This window comes from Thiovibrio sp. JS02, assembly GCF_053485635.1.
This window is the reverse complement of sequence record NZ_CM130715.1, coordinates 2,128,277-2,146,836: the sequence shown is the minus strand read 5'-3', so window position 1 is coordinate 2,146,836 and position 18,560 is coordinate 2,128,277. Positions and strand designations below refer to the sequence as shown.

Below are 18,560 nucleotides of genomic sequence, written 5' to 3'. Positions count from 1 at the left end.
CTGATTGACCGAAACGGCATCAGTACAGGAGATATTGACCAGGACGGCCGAGGCGCGCTTCGGCCTTCTTGATTTGCTGCCGGAAGGGGATCTCGCCGAAAAGCTGATCGCCCTTGCCCTCGGCGGCGCGCCGGCCGCGCCCGGCCACCTCGGCGGCGAACTCTGCCGCCTGGCCAAGACCCTGAACGCCACGGAGACCAGGGATGTCCGCGTCGTGGTCTTTGGCGGCGGCACCGGCCTTGCCAATCTTCTCGGCGGCGACAGCCGCGGCGCCCGCTGGCCCAAGGATCCCTTCCGGGGCATCAAGGAGATCTTTCCCAATACCAGGGCCGTGGTCTGCGTGACCGACGACGGCGGCTCCACCGGCGAGCTGCTCAAGGATCTGCCCCTGATCGCCCTCGGCGATATCAGGCATGTGCTGCTCTCCTCGGTGCGCAAGCAGAAGCTGCAGAAACAGTACGGCCTGGATGACCGGGAGGCGGCAAGGATCTGCATCCAGCTCCATCGCCTTTTCAATTACCGCTTTGACGCCAGACCGCATTCGGTGGCCGATCTGCTCGCCGGTGCCGGGACGGATCTCGATCTGCTGCCCGAATTCATGCGCCGCGCCTTGTATTGGCTGCTCGACGAACTCTTCCGCAACGCCCTGCTTGCTCCCCAGCTTGCAAGGCCCCATTGCCTGGGCAATCTTCTCCTTGCCTCCGCCATCTATCAGCACGGCGACGGGCGGCACGGACCGGGCGAGGGGCGAATCGGCGGCGAAACCATTCTGCGGGGCATCGGCTTTCTGGCCGACCTGATCGGCGCCAACCAGGACGCGGTCTATCCCTGCACCACCACTCCGGCCCACCTCAAGATCCTCTATACCAACGGCGTGCTGGTGAGCGGCGAATTCAAGTCCGGCCAGGCGAAACGCGGCTATCCCATGGAGCGGGTCTTCGTGGAATTCGCCCGGGAGCCGGAGGTGCCGGCGCAGGTGCTGGCCGCCATTGCCGAGGCGGATATCATCCTCTACGCGCCGGGCAGCCTCTTCACCAGCATCGTTCCCATCCTGCAGGTGCCGGGGATTGCCGAGGCGATCCGCGCCAACAGCCGGGCTCTCAAGCTGCTGGTCGCCAACCTCTGGGTGCAGACCGGCGAAACCGATATCGCCCACGACGATCCCCGCCGCCGCTTCCATGTCTCCGATCTCATTTCCGCCTATCACCGCAACATTCCCGGCGGGGTGGCGGATCTCTTCGAGCAGATTCTCATTCTGGGGCTCAGGGATATTCCCGGCTCCATCCTGCAGAACTACGCCATCGAGGACAAGGTGCCCATTTACCTGGATCGGGAAAAGGTGCGGGAGATGGGCTTTGCCCCGGTGGAGGCGCGCCTTTACTCCCAGGATGATATCGACCGGCGCCGGGTTATCCAGCACGATCCCGCCTCGCTTGCCGAGGCGGTCCGGGTCATGTGGGCGATCCGCGAGCTTCTGCCGGCAGGCGGCCGGAAGATGCTGCCGCCCCCCCTCCTCTGTCCGGGCGTGCTGCTGAACCCCAAGGGCCAGACCCCGGACGCGCGTTTTGCCGAGATAAACCACCGGCTGGCGGCCCTGGAGATCGCTCCGGACCTCCGCCCGCTTTTAAGCGCGATCTTCTGGAACCACTGGGATATTCCGGTCTGCCACCTCGATTTTCTCGCCGGCGTGAAGTTGCTGGACAACGAGGAGTGGCAGGGGGCGCAGGAGTGGAACACGGTTTTTGCCTTTTATGACCCCGGGGACCGCTTCATCAAGATGCGGCGGGAGGTGGTGGAGGAGCCCGCGCGCTTTGAGGTCGGTCTGCTCATCGCCCTGGGCCAGTCCCTGCTCGGCAACTACGCGGCGGAAAAAAGCAGGGTGCCGGTGCTGCGGGACGGCGAGCAGCTCGGCTACGAGTTCCGTCTTCTCCTGCGGCCGGAGGCGGAACTCAGGGCCTATTTCACCGGCGAGGAACTGGACCATTATCTGCCCCTTGTCCGCATGCGGCGCGCCGCCGGCAACCCCCGCCTCTATACCCGGCTGGTGAACGGCGAGGAGGGCTTCACCCCGCCGGGCCTCTTTTTCGGTCTCACCTATGCCTGGTACCTGGACAACCGCTATGCCTGCCATGTGGAATTCAAGATGTCCATCGGCAGGATGACCCTTTGCAATCTGATCCCGGAGCAGAAAAAGGATGCCGGCCGGCGGCGGGAGGTGATCGATTTCTTCCGCACCATCGTCTTCAAGGACAACGCCAGCCATTTTCGGCCGTAAGCCTGTTTTTTCGGGAGTCCGGCGGCAGCCGGCAAGGCGGCGGCGGGTTACTCCCCAAGGTTGGCCGGGCAGCGGAAGCGGAAGGTGGTGCCCTGTTCCGGCGAGGAGGAAAAGCTGATCCGGCCCTTGAGGTATCGCTCGCCGAGCAGTTTGATGCTGTAAGTGCCCAGGCCGCGGTCCGGGCCCTTGGTGGAGAAGGAGCGCTTGAAGATCTGCATTTTGACCTCCTCGGGCATGGCCCCCTGGTTGTGCACCCAGAACTCCAGGTCGTCTCCCTGCCGGCCGCAGCCCAGGCGGACCACGCCCTCGCGGCGTGAGGCCTCCAGGGCGTTCTTGGTCATGTTGGTCAGGATGCGGTGCAGGATCCCCTGGTCGGTGACAAGCTCCGTTGCCACGGCATCGTTGGCGATTTCCACCCTGCCGCTGTGGCTGTTGGCGTTGTAAAAATCCGCCACCTCCTCAAGCAGGGCGATACTCGCGCAGGGGGCGAGCTGGAGACGCAGATCATTGTTTTCCGCCGCCGCAAGCGCCCGCTGCGCCTCCACCTCGTCGGCCAACCGGTGGGTATAGCTGTGGAGCACGCTCTGGAACTGGGTCTTTTTTTCCGGGGTCAGCTTTTTCTGGCAGAGCATGCGGCTCAGTCCCACCATGCCGTTGGCGATGTTGGCCACATCGTGGAAAAAGATGCGCTCCAGTGCCCGCCGTCGTTTTTCATGGGCGATGTCGGTGAGAAAGAAAAGGAAGAGGTCCTGGCTGTCCGCCGGGAAGGGGGCGATGTGCACGCGAAAGTCAAAGGCCTTGCCGCTCGTCTCCTGACTGATCCGGCACTCCTGCGCCTCGCCATGCAGGGAAGGGCCGGCCTTGGCCGCGCCGCAGGTGGCGCAGAAGTCGGTGGAGCCGCAGCCGAGGGTGCTCTGCATGGCATGTTCGCAGGCCAGCGCGTCTCCAGGCCTCTTGCCGAGAACCTCGGCGAGATCGGCGGCGCCGATGAAGCGCAGAAAGGGTTTGTTGGCAAAGACGATCTGCCGGTTGCGGTTGAGGACCAGGACGAAGTTGGGAAAGGCGTCCAGCACCGCCCGGAGCTGGCGGTTGTCGCGGACCTCTCTGCTCCTGGTTTCGATCTCGGTGCGGGAAGAACGCGGGAATCCGGCGGTCGCCGCGGGGCAGGGTGTGTCGGTCATCTTCGGAAAAAATCGCTTTTCCACGGGGTGCCTGCTTTTATTCGGAGTGATTCTGTCCTGTAATATAGTTGCATCGGCCATGCCCGCAATGTTTTTTTTTTTTTTGCAGAAACGCGCACCGGCGTCATACCCCCCGTTTTTCCTCCGGCCAGAGCAGGGTGTGCAGTTGCAGCTGCAGCCGGGCCGGCAGGGCATCCTCAAGCAGCCATTCGGCGAGGGTGGCCGGCTTCAGCCTCGCCACCACCGGCGAGAAGGTCACCTTCACCCGTTCCGCCAGCCGCTGTCCGAGCAGCATGGTCCGGGCCCACTCGTAATCCCGCCGCGAACTCAGCACGAACTTGATTTCATCATGGGGGGCGAGCCGGTCGAGATTGGCCGGCTCCATTTTCTCCTGCATGCCGCTGTCCGGGCACTTGAGGTCGACGATCTTGACCACCTCCGTCGGGACCCGGCCGATGTCGATGCTGCCGTTGGTTTCGAGCAGTACGGTGCGGCCCCCGGCAAGCAGCGCCGCCATCAGGTCGTAGACGCCTTCCTGGAGCAGCGGTTCGCCGCCGGTGATCTCGACGAGGGCGCGCGGGTATTTTGCCGCCCCGGCCAGCAGGGCGGCAAGCGGCATGACGGTCGCCGGCTCCTCGTAAGTGTACCTGGCGTCGCAGTAGGAGCAGCGCAGATTGCAGCCGGCGAGCCGGAAAAAGAGGCAGGGGTAGCCGGCAAAGGATGACTCGCCCTGGAGGCTGTAAAATATCTCGGAAACGGAAAGTTCCGGTTCAGTCCTCACGGTAGGTCACGCAGCAGTTGTCGGTTTCGCAGACCGTGACGCTGTAAGGCCGGTAGCGGTCGGTGGTGAGGCTTTCCTTCAGGCAGGCGAAGATATGGGCGGCGATGTTCTCCGAAGAGGGATTCTTATCCCGGAAGGCGGGATGCTCGTTGAGGTCGCGGTGGTCCAGATCTTCCATGATGACGTTCACCGCCTTCTTCAGGGTCTTGAAGTCGATGCCCATGCCCAGCTCGTCAAGCTCGGTGGCGCGCACCGTCACCTCGACCTTCCAGTTGTGGCCGTGCGGCCTTTCGCAGTTGCCGGGGTAGTTGCGCAGATGATGGCCTGAGGAAAAATGGGTGCGGGTGAAGATATCGAACATGGGAACAACCTCTCCTGCCTGGCATGGGTTTGTGGTGGCCGCTTTCCGTGCCGGCGAAAATGTCCACTTGAAAAGCGGCCGTTTTTTGACTATGTATGACACGTTCTTCCGGTTGCTTCGGAAGAGCAAGGATGAAAGATATTCGTTCCCCCCGGGGAAGTCAATCGCTTCATAACCAGAGAGAGCATTTGCCGGTGGCCGGAGGCTGTTGCCGCCCATGCCGGCATGGAGAAAAAATATGGCTTTGATCGCGCCCCTTCGCGGCTTACGGTACAACCTGGAAAAAATTTCCCAGATGGAAGACGTGGTGACCCCGCCCTACGACGTTATCGATCCGCAGGCGCAGGCGGCCTTTGCCGCGAAGAACCCCTACAACATGATCCACCTGGATCTGAGCAAGAATTTCAGCGCCAGCGAGCTGACCGATGCCCGTTACCAGCAGGCCAGGGATACCTTCGGCGCCTGGCAGCGGGAAGGGGTGCTGATCCGCGAGAAAGAGCCCGCCATCTATCTTTACCACGTCGATTATGCCCTGCCCTCCGGCCGGCGGCTGACGCGGAAGGGGCTGCTCTGTCTGGTGCGGCTGGCCGAATTCAGCGAGGGCGTCGTCAAGCCGCATGAAAAGACCTTTGCCGGCGTCACCTCGGATCGGCTCCGGTTGCTGGACACCTGCCACGCCCAGTTCAGCCCGATCTTCTCGCTTTATCCCGACGCGGAAGGGCGGGTCATGGCGCTGCTTGAGTCGGCCTGCCCGGTGGAGCCGCTCTGCGCCGCCGCGGACCACGACGGCTGCGTGCACAAACTCTGGGCGGTGAGCAATCCGGAGGTGCTTGCCGAGGTGCGCGAGCTGTTTAAGGAAAAATCCCTTTATATCGCCGACGGCCATCACCGTTACACCACCGCCCTGCAGTTCCGGGCCCTGATGCGTGAGCGTCTCGGCGAGGTTCCGGCGGACAGCCCTTACAACCATACGATGATGTACCTCTGCGGCATGGAAGACCCGGGCCTCTCGGTGCTGCCCACCCATCGGCTGGTGCACCTGCCCGGCATGGTGGCGGTTGCCGATCTTGCCGCAAAGCTGGGCCGGGGCTTCAGTCTCGAAGAGATCGCCGGCGGCAGCCGCGAGTTCCTGCTGGGCGAGGTTCTGAACCGCATGGATGAAAACGCGGGAAGGGCGACGATGTTCGGCCTCTACCATCCCGGCGAGGATCGCTGCTTTCTTCTCACCCTGCGGGACGGGGTGATGGACAGCGAGTTCGCCGGCAAGCAGCCGGCCTGCCTGCGCGAGCTCGACGTGGTGGTGCTTTCCGATCTCATTCTTGCGCGATTGCTCTCCCTCTCCCATGAAAAATGCGAAAAGGAAAATCTGGTCGATTACTACAGCGACCCGGACGACGCCCTGGATGCCTCGGTCAAGGAGAGCGAGCGCAAAGGGGACCGCAGCCCGGTGCTCTTCCTGATGAACTCGACCCGGGTTTCCCAGGTGAAGCGGGTGGCGGACCAGGGTCTGGTGATGCCGCACAAATCCACCTACTTCTATCCCAAGGCCCTGACCGGGCTTCTGCTCAACAAGATCGTGCCCGAGGAGAAGGTGCTGCCCTAGCGGCCGCTCTCTTTTTTGATGGACAGTTCGGAAGCCGTCGGCGAACAAAGTTTCGACACCCTCTTCGCCGGCCGGCTCCATTGCCGGCAGCACCGGCGCGGCTACCGGTTTTCCGTCGACGCGGTGCTGCTCGCCCATTTTCTTGTCCCGAAAAAAAACGATCGCATCCTCGATCTTTGCGCCGGCTGCGGGGTGGTGGCGCTCATTCTGGCTCATCGCTGGCCGGAAGCGCGTCTGACTGCCCTTGATGTGCAGCCGCGGCTTGCCGAACTGATCCGCATCAACAGCGCGGAAAATGGTTTTGCCGAAAGAATTCAGGTGGTGGAGGGGGATTGCCGGCGGATGGGCGGGCTGCTGCCGGCCGGCGGTTTCGACTGCCTGGTCTGCAACCCCCCCTACCGGAAGGTGGCCGGCGGGCGCCGGAATCTCCTCACGGAGCAGGCCGTGGCCCGGCACGAGATCCTGGCCGATCTTGCCGCGGTGGTGCGGGCCGCTGCCTTTGCCCTGAAGACCAGGGGGCGGGCGGCCTTTGTCTATCCGGCCTCCCGGGCGGCAGGGCTTCTGGCCTGCCTTGTCGAGCACGGCTTCGCCCCGAAACGGCTGCAAGTGGTGCACAGCTATCCCGGCGATATCGGGCGGCTGGTCCTGGTCGAGGCGGTGAAAAACGGCGGGGAGGGGATGAACATTCTGCCCCCATTCCATGTCTATGAAGAGAAGGGCGGCGACTATACGACCGGGATGGCGGCCTGTTATGCCCCCTGAACCGGCCGGCCGCCGCCGACCGCTGGCGGGCCGCCGCATGCTTTTCTCTTTTTTCCCCCGGCCCGCCTGTGTTACCTTAAGTTCAGCGGCGGCTACTGATTCGTAAACAAAGGCGGCATGAAAAATCTCTTTTTCCCCACACTGCTTTCAGGAGCGCTTTTTTTCGCGGCAGGCTGCGCCTCGGTGCAGGTGGCGCCCACCGACACGCTGGGGCCGGACGTGTATCTGATCAGCGGTCGGGGCACCTCAAGAAAGATTCTTGCCGAAACCGTGAACAGCGCCCATGAATACTGCGGCAGCCAGGACAGGCACTACCTCTTCGTGAAGAACATCTTCAAGTACGAACGAAGCCTCGGCATCGATCTGATTGCCTATGATCTCTACTTCAGCTGTGTCGAGGCCGGAGACCCGCGCCTCAAGGAGCGCAAGGGGCTGGTGCCCCCCGCGGAAGGCAAAAGAGGGAGAGTGCCCGACTCCGGAGCCCGGATCGGCGCGCCGGAAAAAGATCGGCCCGGACCGGAGAGGGGCGGCGACAGCGTGCCGGCTGAAAAGGCCGGGACCGGAGAAAAGCCGGCCCCGGCCAAGACCGATGGCGGCGGCAAGGAGCCGGCTCCCGCCGGGACCAGGGAGCCGGCGGCGGCCCAGCCCGTTCCGGCCGGGGAAAAGTCGGAGATCAGTCTTCCCAGGAAGGTGAAGGAGCCGCTGGGAATGGAGACCGTGCCCGCGCCGGAGCCGTCCGGACCGGGGAAGGGAATGGCGGCGGAAGGAGGGAAAACCGCCCTGACCAGCCCGGAAGAGCAGTTGCGCAAAAAGAATCCCGGGCCCGGCGAGCCCGAGGACCTGCGCAAGGACGGCGCCCCCCTCAACGGCGCGGACAGCCCCATTATTGAAGAGGTTCTCCCCCAGTAGCCTCCGGGCAAGGGGCGCACGGGGGGCCGGCTTCGTGAGTATGGAAAAAATACGGGACCGTTTTTGAGATTTTGACGTTTACCAGGGATTCGGATGGTTCGAGGGTTGACTACGCACCGGGAGGAAAGGCTATGAAGAGGGTGGCGGTTGTTATCTGTCTGTTGCTGGGGGTCTTTTCCTGGGCCGCGGTCGGCCTTGCCGACGACGCGCTCAATGTGCAGAGTTCCTGGCTCAAGGCGAAACTGAACGTGGAGCCGGTTGCCGAAAACAAGGTGCTGGTCTCGGTTCTCAACGAGGAGGGAGAACCGGTCCTGGGGCTTACGAAAGCCGATTTTCTGATCAGGAAGGGACCCAAGACCGCGCAGATCCTCTCGGTGGAGGATGTGAAGGAACAGCGGGAGGTCGGACTGAACCTTGTCCTGGTGGTGGACAATTCCTATTCCATGAAGCTGCGCGACGCCATCGATCCGGTGCTCGCCGCCCTGAACGACTTCCTTTCCCTCATCCGGCCCATCGACAACGTGCATATCGTCACCTTTGTCGACCCGCGCAACGGGTACGGCGAGGTGAAGCCGGGCCAGATCAGGGTCACCACCAAGAGCGAGCAGGGCAACGATCCGGCCCTGCTCAGCCAGATTCTGCGCAGTAGCTATTTTCCCTCCCAGACCGAGGGGACCTACCTCTATGACGCCATGCAGGAAGGGTTGAAGATCATCGGCGCCATGCCGGAAAAGAGCCAGAAGTTCATGGTGGTCTTTTCCGACGGGGAAGACATCAACAGCACTGTCAAGGCGAACGCGCTTACGGCCGCCGCCGCCTCTCTCAGGAACTTCACCTTTTTTGCCGTGGATTTCATGGATCGGCCCGGGCTCGACCCCTTTCTGCACTCCTTTGCCCAGGCCCATAACGGCAGAATCCGCAAGGCGAAGTCCGCGGAGGATTTCCTGCCCATCTTCAAGCAGTTCTCCTCCACCATCTTTCACCGTTACGCCGTGACCTTCCGCTTCCTCGCCCCGCCCACCGGCGTCCTCAACGGTGAGCCCGCGGCGGTGAACATCGAGGAGGTGACCATGGTGGACAGCTCGCCTCTGCTCAATTATGTCTATTTCGAGACCGGAAAGAGCGAGATTCCAGAACGTTACGTCACCTTTGCCAGCCCGGAAATGACCAGGGATTTCGCCGAGGAGAAGCTCACCGGCACCATGGAGAAGTATCATCATATTCTGAACGTGCTCGGCAAGCGGTTGCAGCAGCACCCCGAGGCCCGAATCAGCATCGTGGGCTGCAATGCCAATGCCGGGGAGGAAAAGGGCGGGATCGCCCTGTCGAGAAGCCGGGCGGATGCGGTATTCGCCTATTTCAAGTATGTCTGGGGCATCGACCCCGCCCGGATGGAGGTCAAGGCCAGAAACCTGCCGGAGGCGCCCAGCACCGGTCGGGTGGCGGAGGGGAGCGTGGAGAATCAGCGGGTGGAGATTTATTCCGATACGCCGGCGATTCTCGACACGATCAAAAGCACCTATGTGCTCGAACAGTGTGACGCCGCCGCCGTCCGGATTCTCCCGGCCGTGCAGGCGGAGGCCGGGGTCGAAGGCTGGCGGTTCAGGCTGCTGGGCGGCGAAAAGGAGCTGCTGACCCGGGAGGGGATCGGCGACGTGCCCCTGGAGTTCTCCTTTGCCACCGAATCGCTGGGGCTTCGGGAAATAGCCGCGGCTGGCCGACTCAGCGCCGAAATTGAAGTGAAGGACCGGGAGCAGAACGTATTCACGGCCAAGAGCCAGGCGCCGATTACGGTCAACTTCATCCGGCGGGAGGAGCGCATCGCCCAGAAGCTTGAAACCAAGGTGGTGGAAAAGTACGGCCTGATCCTCTTCGAATTCGACCGCACGGACCTCAAGGACCGCAATCAGGTCATCGTCAACCGGGTCATCACCAGAATGGCGGAACTGGCCTCGCCGCACATGGAGATCACCGGGCATACGGACAGCATCGGCAAGGAAAAATACAACCTGGAGCTGTCCGAACGCCGGGCTGCCGCGGTATACGATGCCATGCTCAACACCGGCCTGGTTGCCGAGGAGGAGGTCGGCCATGCCGGCAAGGGCCCCAATGATCCTCCCTACGACAACGAACTGCCCGAGGGCCGCGCCCTGAACCGGACGGTGATCATCACCCTCTCCTACACGGAGTGAGCGGCGTTTTTTTTGCGACATCATGCTGATCCGAGAAGGGGCCCTGGCGGCCCCTTCCTTGTCGGTCCGCCGAAAAAGCCGTCCCCTGTTTTTTCAACCAGCGGTCGGGCAAAGACGCTTCGGTAACCATCCAGGATTCCTTGCCTTTTCCCGAACCTGCGGCGCTCGGCGACAGATCCCCGTGCCGCCCGCCCGTTTTTCAACGGGTCGCTGTTGGGGCGCATTTTTCCCAGCCCGGGAAAAAAAATCAGGGCGTATCCGCGATCCTCTCCGCTTTTTCTCCAATTCGGCCGCAGGCATGCTGTATAATGCTTTTGTGTTTTTTTGAGTAAATCCAGGCCGGGCGGGTGAAAATTCATGCAGAAACGTATTCTCGTTGTCGACAACCATCCGGTTATCCTCCGGCTGCTGAGCAATTTCCTCGAAAAGGAGGGGCACGAGGTGGCAACGGCGGCGGACGGCCTGGCCGCCCTTGACGTCCTTGAGGATTTTCTGCCGGATGTGATCTTCACCGATCTGGTCATGCCCAACATCAACGGCGAAAAACTCTGCCGGATTCTCCGCCAGCGGCCGCGCTACGCCGATTGCCTCATCGTGATCCTTTCCGCCACCGCGGTGGAGGATGCGGTCGATTTTCTGAGCTGGGGCGCCAATGCCTGCATTGCCAAAGGGCCTTTTCAGCAGCTGGCCGTCTTCGTGAAGGAGATTCTGGCCAGACCCCCCGCCGAGGTGGCAGCGAGCCGGGAGGCCGTCATCCAGGGCCGGGAAACGGTGCATGAGCGGCAGATCACCAAGGAACTCCTGGCCGCCAATCACCACAAGGAATCGCTCCTCTATCAGATTTCCGAGGGTATTTTCGAGATCACCCTCACCGGTCGGATCATTTTTGCCAATCAGGCGATCAAGCAGATGTGCCGGCTTCCCGAGGTGACATTGCTCGGGCAGACCCTGGCCGATCTCTTTGCCGATACCGCGGAAGAGGCCGCGCTCATCAGTGATTTCATCCGCAAGGCCGCCATTGCCCCCCAGCAGTCCTCCATGGAGGAGCCTTTTCAGTTCTGTCGGCATCAGGTGGTGCTCCACTTCGTGCCGCATCCGGTCACGGACAACCCTTCGATCATCGTGGTGGTCAAGGATGTCACCGAGCAGAAGGAGGCGGAGGCCGCGCTCCGCGCCTCCCGCAATATGCTGCAGTCGGTGCTGGATACCATTCCGGCCCGGGTTTTCTGGAAGGACCGCAATCTCAGATATCTTGGCGCCAATGCCAATTTTGTCCGCGATGCCCGGCTTGGCTCCCCGGAGGAGCTGATCGGCAAGGATGATTTCGATCTGTTCCGGCGCGCGGATGCCGAGGCTTACCGCCGGGACGACGCGGCGGTGATGGAATCCGGTGAGCCCAAACTGGATTTCGAGGAATCCATGCTGCATGCCGACGGCGTCCGCCACTGGCTGAAAACCAGCAAGATTCCGTTGTGCGAGGCAACGGGCGCGGTCTATGGCGTCCTGGGCACCTATGAGGACATCAGCCGCCAGAAGCAGACCGAGGGGCTCCTGCGTCTTGAGGAGGAACGGCTCGAAGCCCTGCTGGAACTGAGCCGGCACCGTTTCGCTTCCGAGAAGGAACTTTGCGACCATGCGCTGGCCGCGGTGGTACGCCTCACCGGCAGCGAGGTCGGCTATCTCCACTTTTATGACGAGGCCCGGCAGCTCCTGGGACTTTTTTCTTGGTCGCGCAATGTCCCCGCCGGCTGCTCGGCCGGCGCGACCTCCCATTATCCCCTGGCCCAGGCCGGAATCTGGGCGGACGCCATCCGAAGGCGCAAGCCGGTCATCCACAATGACTATCCCGCCTGTCCGGAGCGCAAGGGGCTGCCCCAGGGCCATTTTCCCCTCAGGCGTCATCTCTCCATCCCGGTCTTTGATGACGGCCGGATCGTGGCGGTGGCCGGGGTGGGCAACAAGGTGGCGCCCTACGACGAGACCGATGTCCGTCAGCTCAATCTCTTCATGAACAGCATGTGGGGAATCCTGCAGCAACGGCGGGCCGACGAGGAGGTGACCTTCCGTTCCCTGATGCTTGACAGCGCCACGGATTCGGTGCTGGTCCACACCCTGGACGGTCGCCTGGTCTATGTGAATCAGGCGGCCTGGGTCAGCCGCGGCTACAGCCGGGAAGAGCTGCTCGCCATGAAGATCTCCGAGCTGGACACCCCGGAAGCGGCCCAGGGGATCAGCCGGCATGCGCAGGATCTGATCACGCATGGGGAGGCGCTCTTCGAGTCGTGCCATCGCAGAAAGAACGCCGACCCCATGCCGGTGGAGGTGCAGGCCCGCCTGGTGTCCTTCCGGGGGGAACAGCTGGTGATGTCCGTGGTGCGCGACATTTCCGAGCGGAAGAGGGTGGCGCAGGATCTGCAGGATTCGGAGGAAAAATATCGGCTCCTCTTTGAAAAGGGCATGGACGCCATTCTGGTGGCGGACCCGGAAACCGGCCTGATCGTCGATTGCAACGCCGCAGCGGAAATCCTGACCGGCCGCGGCCGCGAGGAGCTGCTCGGCATCCACCAGCGGGAACTGCACCCCCCCCACGAGCATGCCGGCCGATTTTCAGAGACCTTTGCCAGGCATCGCCAGGCCCCGCCGGGCACCGCCTTTGAGGCCCAGGTGCTCCGCAAGGATGGCGAGGTGCGCGAGGTGGCCATCAAGGCGGCGGCTTTTGCCTACAAGGGCTGCCAGCTCATCCAGGGGATCTTCCGCGACGTTACCGAGCGGAAAAGGGCCCAGCGCCAGTTGGAGCTTGAAACCCAGCTGAATTCGGGCATTGCCGAACTTGCCGAGATTCTGATCGGCAGCGAGCCGGAAATCAGCGAGGTGGCCGAACTGGTCCTGCAGCTTGCCCGCCGCCTCACCGGCAGCAGCCAGGGCTATGCCTCGGAGATCGACGCCGGGACCGGCGCCAACGTCGGCCATACCCTTACCCCGATGCTGGGCGAACAGTGCCGGGTGGCCGCGGCCGGCGAGGTGATCCTGCCGAAGGGTCCCCAGGGGTACCGCGGCCTGTGGGGGCATGCCTTGAACACCCGGCAGGGATTTTTCACCAACAGCCCCGAGGAGCATCCCGCCTATGCCGGGGTGATGCCGGGCGGCCATATGCCGGTGGAGCGCTTTCTTTCGGTGCCGGCCCTGGTGGAAGGCAAACTGGTCGGCCAGCTCGCCCTGGCCAATCCGACCAGGGATTATACCAACCAGGATCTGACGGTGGTCCGCCGGCTGGCCGATCTTTACGCCCTGGCCATTCAGCACGATCGGGCCGGCAAGGCGCTGCTGGCGGCCAAGGGGGATGCGGAAGCGGCCAATCAGGCAAAGAGCGAGTTTCTGGCCACCATGAGCCACGAGATCAGAACCCCGATGAACGCCATCATCGGCATGGCGGACCTTTTGAGCTACACGGAGCTTTCCGAGGTGCAGCGCGAATACGTGACGATCTTTCGCAACGCCGGCGAGGATCTCATGGATCTCATCAACAACATTCTCGATATCTCCAAGATCGAGGCCGGGAGCCTCTCCCTGGAAGCGGTTGACTTTGATCTCAATCTTTTTCTCGGCAAGATCTGCGAGCTTTTCGCCATCAAGGCGCACAGCAAGCATCTGGAGCTTGTTTCCCGCATCCGGCCGGAGGTCTTTCCTTATCTGATCGGCGACCCGTACCGGCTGCGGCAGGTGCTGGTCAATCTGGTCGGCAATGCCATCAAATTCACCGAGAGCGGCGAGATCCTGATCTCGGTGGAACGACTCGAAGAGGATGAACAGACCGTGACCCTGCGGTTCGCGGTGCGCGACACCGGCATCGGTATCCCGGCGAACAAGCAGGAACTGGTTTTTGAAAGTTTTGCCCAGGTGGACACCTCCACCACCCGCAAATATGGGGGCACCGGGCTCGGGCTCGCCATTTCGAGAAAGGTCATCGAGCGGATGGGGGGGCGGATCTGGCTTGACAGCGTGCCCGGGCAGGGAAGCACTTTTTTCTTTGCCGTTCCCCTGCGCAAGCAGGCGTTGAGCGAAAAACGGCAGGTGGGGCGCGAGGCGGCGCCGGCCATCGCCGGCATGCGGGTTCTGGTGGTGGACGATACCGAGGCCAATCGCCTGGTTCTGCGCGACATCCTCACCGGTTGGGGCGCCGAGGTGGTTGAGGCGGCCAGCGCGGCCGAGGGGTTAGCCAGGCTGGCCGCGACCCGGCAGGAGGGCAATCCCTGCCGGCTTATCCTTCTTGATTGCCGGATGCCGGGCATGGACGGGCTGGGCATGGCCGAGGCGATCCAGGGGGATGCGCGGCTGCGCGGGGGCAGCGCGGTGATGATGCTGACCTCGGACAGCCGCAGGGAATTGGTTGAGCGGGCCAGAACCCTGGGCATCAGCGGATTTCTCACCAAGCCGATCCGGCGGGACACCCTGCTCAAGGCCATCAACCAGGCGGTGGGCAAGGCGCCGGAGGCCGAGGCCGGCAAGGCGGCGCCGGCCCGGGCCGCGCTGCCCGCTCTTTCCATCCTCCTGGCCGAGGACGATGCCATCAACCAGCAGGTCGCCTCCCAACTGCTGATGATCCACGGCCAGCAGGTCGAGATCGTCGCGAACGGCCGGGAAGCGGTGGCGCGCAGCGCCGAGAAGGATTTCGATCTGGTCCTGATGGACATCAACATGCCGGTCATGGACGGCATCGCGGCCACCATGGAGATCCGGGAGCGGGAGGAGCGGCAGGGGGGGCATCTGCCCATCATCGGTCTCAGCGCCCAGGCCTTCAGCGAAGACCGGCAGAAGGGGCTTACCTTCGGGATGGACGGCTATGTGACCAAACCCTTCGGCAGCAGGGAGCTGCTGGCGGAAATCAGACGGGTGCTGGGGCTTGCCCCCGGGCTGCCGGCGGCGTCGCTCCGGGACAGGCCCCGACCGGCGGAAGCCCCGGCCGGCCCCCAGGAAAGCGACCTGGATTTCGACCGGCCCGAGGCCCTGGCCGTGGTGGATGGCGACACCAGCCTGCTGGTGGCCTTGGCCGCCATGTTCGTGGCCGAACGGGAGCGGTACCTGGCCGCCATCGGCGCGGCGGTGAAGAATCACGATGCCGAGGCCCTGCGCATGGCGGCGCACAAGCTCAAAGGCGCGGTGACGAATTTCGGCAAAGGCCCATGCCATGCCGCGGCCTTTGCCCTGGAGCAGGCTGGCCGGCAGGGGAACTGGCAGGAGGTCGGCCCGCTGGTGCGGCGGATTGAAGAGCATGGTCTTCGCCTCGCGGAGGCCCTTGCCGAATTCATTGCAAAGGAGAAGGCATGAAGATTCTGGTTGCCGATGATGACCCGATTTCCCGGGTGAAACTGGAAACCATGCTGGGAAAATGGGGATATGAAACGGTTGTCTGCCATGACGGTTTTGCGGCCTGGGAGCTGATCCAGAGCGCCGGCTGCCCGCCGTTGCTGATCCTGGACTGGATGATGCCCGGTCTCGACGGCGTCGAGCTGTGCCGGCGGGTGCGGGCTTTGGGCCGGGAGCCTTATGTGTATATCCTTCTGCTCACCGCCAGGGATGCCAAGGATGATATCGTGCGGGGCATGGAGGCGGGGGCTGACGATTACATCACCAAACCCTATTACCCCCATGAGTTTGAGGCACGGGTCCGGGCCGGCAAGCGCATTGTCGAGTTGAACCTCGAACTGCTCGCCGCCCGCAACGCCTTAAAACAGCAGGCAACCCACGATGCGCTGACCGGCCTTTTCAACCGGCCGGCCATTCTCGAACACCTGAACGGGGAGCTGGCCCGCAGCCTGCGCCAGCAGGAAAGCGCCTGCGTGGGGATCATGGATCTCGACCATTTCAAGCAGATCAACGATACATACGGCCATCAGGTGGGCGACGAGGTGTTGGGCGAGGTGGCCCGGCGGCTGGGACAGGCCCTGCGCCCCTATGACCGGGTGGGCCGCTACGGCGGCGAGGAGTTTCTCGTTGTCATGTCGGACTGCGACTGTGCGCAGATCTGGAAGCATTTCGAGCGGCTGCGTCTTGCCCTGGCCGACCGGCCCTTTGCCACCAGCGCCGGGTCCATCCCGGTCACCGCCAGCCTTGGGGTGGGAATTGTGCCGCGGGCCCGGTTTGTCGATGCCCGGGCCCTGATCAATCTGGCCGACCAGGCGCTGTACCGGGCCAAGGCCAATGGCCGGAACCGGGTGGAACTGGACAGCCTCTGAGCCTTTCCCGGCCAGGATAGAAAACAGGAAGGAGGCCCGTGGCGGGCCCCCTTTGCGCGGGAAATGGGAGCGGGATCTTCCCGACGGCTTCCCCGCTGTTTTTCAGGCCCCGATCCGGAGGTGATGGCTTCCGCGCCGTTATTTGCCGGCCGGCGCCGGCCGGAAGGTATTTTCCACCAGCGGTCTGGCATCGGTCTGCATCACATGGCAGAGGGTGCAGAAGTAATGGCTGGGAGCCAGGCTTGCCATCTCCTTGCCGGCGCTGTCCAGGAAGTGGGTGCGACTGATGCCGGCCGCGGCCGTCGCCCGGTCCTTGCCGTGACAATCCAGGCACTGGTTGCTCTCCTTGTCGATCCTGTAGCCTTCGATGGCGTGGGGAATGAGCGGCGGCTGTTCCGCAAAGTCGCGTTTGATCGGTTTTTGATCGGGCAGCGGTTTCTCAACCTCAGGCAGCTGGTCGGGGGCGGTGATCTCCCCGGGGCCGCGCAACGATTGCGGTTGCGCGGCAGAGGTCGAGGCAGGCAGGATGGCCAGGCAGCCGACGATGCTCATCAGGATCAGGGGGGTGTGCTTTTTCATCATGGTAACTCCTTTTGCGGGGTTGGTCGCTGTCAGAAGGTTTTGTCGTCCTCGTTATAACCGGCTGCCGAAGGAAAAAACCCTTTCGGCGCAAACATCAATGCATCTGCCGCAGTTGGTGCAGTTTGCCGCGGTGATCACCGCGGCCTGGTCGTTTTCCCCCTTCAGTGCCGGGCCGATCACCTGTGGTTCCGGGCAGACGGCGTAACACTCCAGGCAGTTGCTGCAGTTTTCCCGTCCGTCGGCCCGGACCCGGATAAGGCTGAACCGGCCGAGCAGGCTGTAAAATCCGCCCACCGGGCAGAGGTGGCCGCACCAGCCGTGCTTGCTCACCAGAAGATCAAAGAAGAAGATGGCGAGGGGCAGGGTCCAGGCCAGGCCCAGGCCGAAGATGAGGCCGCGGTGCAGCATGGTGACCGGATTGACCACCTCCCAGGCCAGGGACCCGGTAACGGCGCTGACCAGCAGCACCATGGCGATCAGCCAGTACCGGCTGTTGCGGTTCAGGGGTGATCCCTCCCGCAGATTGAGGCGCCGCCGCAGCCAGGCCGCCAAATCGGTGACCGGGTTGAGGGGACAGACCCAGGAGCAGTAAGCCCGGCCACCCATCACCAGATAAAAGCCGGCAATGAGCAGAGCCCCGCCAAAGGCCGTGCCGCCGACCACGGTCCCGGCCGCCAGGCTCTGCAGCAGGATAAAGGGATCTGTCAGCGGCACGGTGTCGAGAAAACGGCTGGCCGCCAGGTTGCCCTTGAAGATCCAGAATCCGGTCAGCGGGCCGCTCAGAAAGAGGGCGAGCAGCGTAAACTGGCAGGTCCGCCGCAGCAGGAGCCAGCGGTGGGCGGCAAGCCGGCTTTTTTTCTCCCCGGCCATTGCGCCGGCATGGCGCCCGGCGCTCATGGCTTCCACTCCGGCGTGATGGGGGTGGTGAACTCGGGCATCCGGTCGGGCAGATCCAGCTGTTCCGGAATCAGACTCTGCCCGGCCTTGCTCTTCTCCTCCCAGCCCAGCCGGTAGTGTTTGCCAAGCTCGCCCCTGGCCAGCTCGACGGGCAGCACCTTGATGGCCGCTTTTTCCAGCACACAGGATTTTTCGCATTTGCCGCAACCCGTGCAGTGTTTGGAATGGACCTCCGGCAGAAAGAGGGTGTGTTTACCGCTGCGCTGATTGTGCAGGGCGTTCAAGGTGATGGCCTTGCCGATGAGCGGGCAGCTGCGGTAGCAGACATCACAGCGCAGGCCGAGGAAGTTGAGGCAGTTTTCCCGGTCGATGAGCACGGCCAGTCCCATGCGCGCCTTGTAGATGTCGGTGAGTTGCGGGTCCAGGGCGCCGGTGGGGCAGGCGCGGATGCAGGGCCGATTCTCGCAGAGCTCACAGGGGATCCGGCGGGCGGCAAAACAGGGGGTACCGGTGGCTGCCTCCTCTTCCGGCCTGGCCAGGCGCAGGGTCTTGTAAGGGCAGGCTCGAACGCACTGGCCGCAGCGGATGCAGGTGGCAAGAAATTTCCGGTCCGGCAGTGCCCCCGGCGGCCGCAGGGTGTATACCGGTCTGGCCACGGCCTGCCTGTTTCCGTACAGGCCGAGAGCCAGGCCGAACAGGGCGGCCCCGCAGGCGGTGCGCGCCGTTTCCAGCAGAAATTTTCTCCGGTCCTGGCCGGCTGTTTCCCTGTTGCGCCTCATGGCCC

At 63.3% G+C, this 18,560-nt stretch carries 13 protein-coding genes; 7 read left to right on the top strand and 6 right to left on the bottom strand.

Annotation, left to right across the window (positions count from 1 at the left end; translation table 11 throughout):
- Positions 1–34: 34 nt before the first annotated feature.
- On the top strand, positions 35–2,275 hold the full coding sequence (locus tag ACUUL3_RS09865) for a gluconeogenesis factor YvcK family protein (RefSeq protein ID WP_448550897.1): 2,241 nt from the start codon (positions 35–37) through the stop codon (positions 2,273–2,275).
- A 47-nt stretch (positions 2,276–2,322) separates the two neighbouring features.
- Here the strand turns inward: ACUUL3_RS09865 and ACUUL3_RS09860 are convergent, their stop codons facing one another.
- The 3 genes from ACUUL3_RS09860 to queD form a co-directional block, all read right to left on the bottom strand.
- Entirely contained in the window at positions 2,323–3,480 is a 1,158-nt protein-coding gene (locus ACUUL3_RS09860; RefSeq protein ID WP_448550895.1) for an ATP-binding protein, read from the bottom strand.
- Positions 3,481–3,580: 100 nt separating this feature from the next.
- The gene (locus tag ACUUL3_RS09855) at positions 3,581–4,237 is read right to left on the bottom strand and encodes a radical SAM protein (RefSeq protein ID WP_448550893.1); all 657 of its coding nucleotides are present in this window, start codon (positions 4,235–4,237) and stop codon (positions 3,581–3,583) included.
- Entirely contained in the window at positions 4,227–4,598 is a 372-nt protein-coding gene (gene queD, locus ACUUL3_RS09850) for a 6-carboxytetrahydropterin synthase QueD (protein WP_448550891.1), read from the bottom strand. Before queD ends, ACUUL3_RS09855 begins: the two co-directional genes overlap by 11 nt.
- A 238-nt stretch (positions 4,599–4,836) precedes the next feature.
- Here queD and ACUUL3_RS09845 point away from each other — a divergent pair, with 238 nt between their 5' ends.
- The 6 genes from ACUUL3_RS09845 to ACUUL3_RS09820 all read left to right on the top strand — a co-directional run bounded on the left by ACUUL3_RS09845 (position 4,837) and on the right by ACUUL3_RS09820 (position 16,297).
- Positions 4,837–6,201, top strand: coding sequence for a DUF1015 domain-containing protein (locus tag ACUUL3_RS09845; protein WP_448550889.1), 1,365 nt, complete (start codon positions 4,837–4,839; stop codon positions 6,199–6,201).
- Positions 6,202–6,219: 18 nt separating this feature from the next.
- Positions 6,220–6,963, top strand: coding sequence for a tRNA1(Val) (adenine(37)-N6)-methyltransferase (locus tag ACUUL3_RS09840; RefSeq protein WP_448550887.1), 744 nt, complete (start codon positions 6,220–6,222; stop codon positions 6,961–6,963).
- A gap of 117 nt (positions 6,964–7,080) precedes the next feature.
- Positions 7,081–7,872: a hypothetical protein gene (locus ACUUL3_RS09835; RefSeq protein WP_448550885.1), complete on the top strand. Its 792-nt coding sequence runs from the start codon at positions 7,081–7,083 to the stop codon at positions 7,870–7,872.
- A gap of 131 nt (positions 7,873–8,003) precedes the next feature.
- Positions 8,004–10,064, top strand: a complete 2,061-nt coding sequence (locus ACUUL3_RS09830; RefSeq protein ID WP_448550884.1) for an OmpA family protein — start codon at positions 8,004–8,006, stop codon at positions 10,062–10,064.
- Positions 10,065–10,421: 357 nt separating this feature from the next.
- Complete coding sequence (locus ACUUL3_RS09825; protein WP_448550882.1) at positions 10,422–15,389, top strand: response regulator; 4,968 nt, start codon at positions 10,422–10,424, stop codon at positions 15,387–15,389.
- Positions 15,386–16,297, top strand: coding sequence for a GGDEF domain-containing protein (locus ACUUL3_RS09820; RefSeq protein WP_448550880.1), 912 nt, complete (start codon positions 15,386–15,388; stop codon positions 16,295–16,297). The genes ACUUL3_RS09825 and ACUUL3_RS09820 overlap by 4 nt, the downstream gene beginning before the upstream one ends.
- A gap of 138 nt (positions 16,298–16,435) precedes the next feature.
- Here ACUUL3_RS09820 and ACUUL3_RS09815 read toward each other — a convergent pair whose 3' ends face one another.
- The 3 genes from ACUUL3_RS09815 to napG are packed head-to-tail and all read right to left on the bottom strand — an operon-like array spanning position 16,436 to position 18,555.
- Positions 16,436–16,879, bottom strand: a complete 444-nt coding sequence (locus ACUUL3_RS09815; RefSeq protein WP_448550878.1) for a nitrate reductase cytochrome c-type subunit — start codon at positions 16,877–16,879, stop codon at positions 16,436–16,438.
- A gap of 51 nt (positions 16,880–16,930) precedes the next feature.
- Positions 16,931–17,776 carry a quinol dehydrogenase ferredoxin subunit NapH gene (gene napH / locus ACUUL3_RS09810; RefSeq protein ID WP_448550876.1) on the bottom strand — a complete coding sequence of 282 codons (846 nt, stop codon included), beginning with the start codon at positions 17,774–17,776 and terminating at the stop codon, positions 16,931–16,933.
- Entirely contained in the window at positions 17,773–18,555 is a 783-nt protein-coding gene (gene napG / locus ACUUL3_RS09805) for a ferredoxin-type protein NapG (RefSeq protein ID WP_448550874.1), read from the bottom strand. The genes napH and napG overlap by 4 nt, the downstream gene beginning before the upstream one ends.
- Positions 18,556–18,560: the final 5 nt, after the last annotated feature.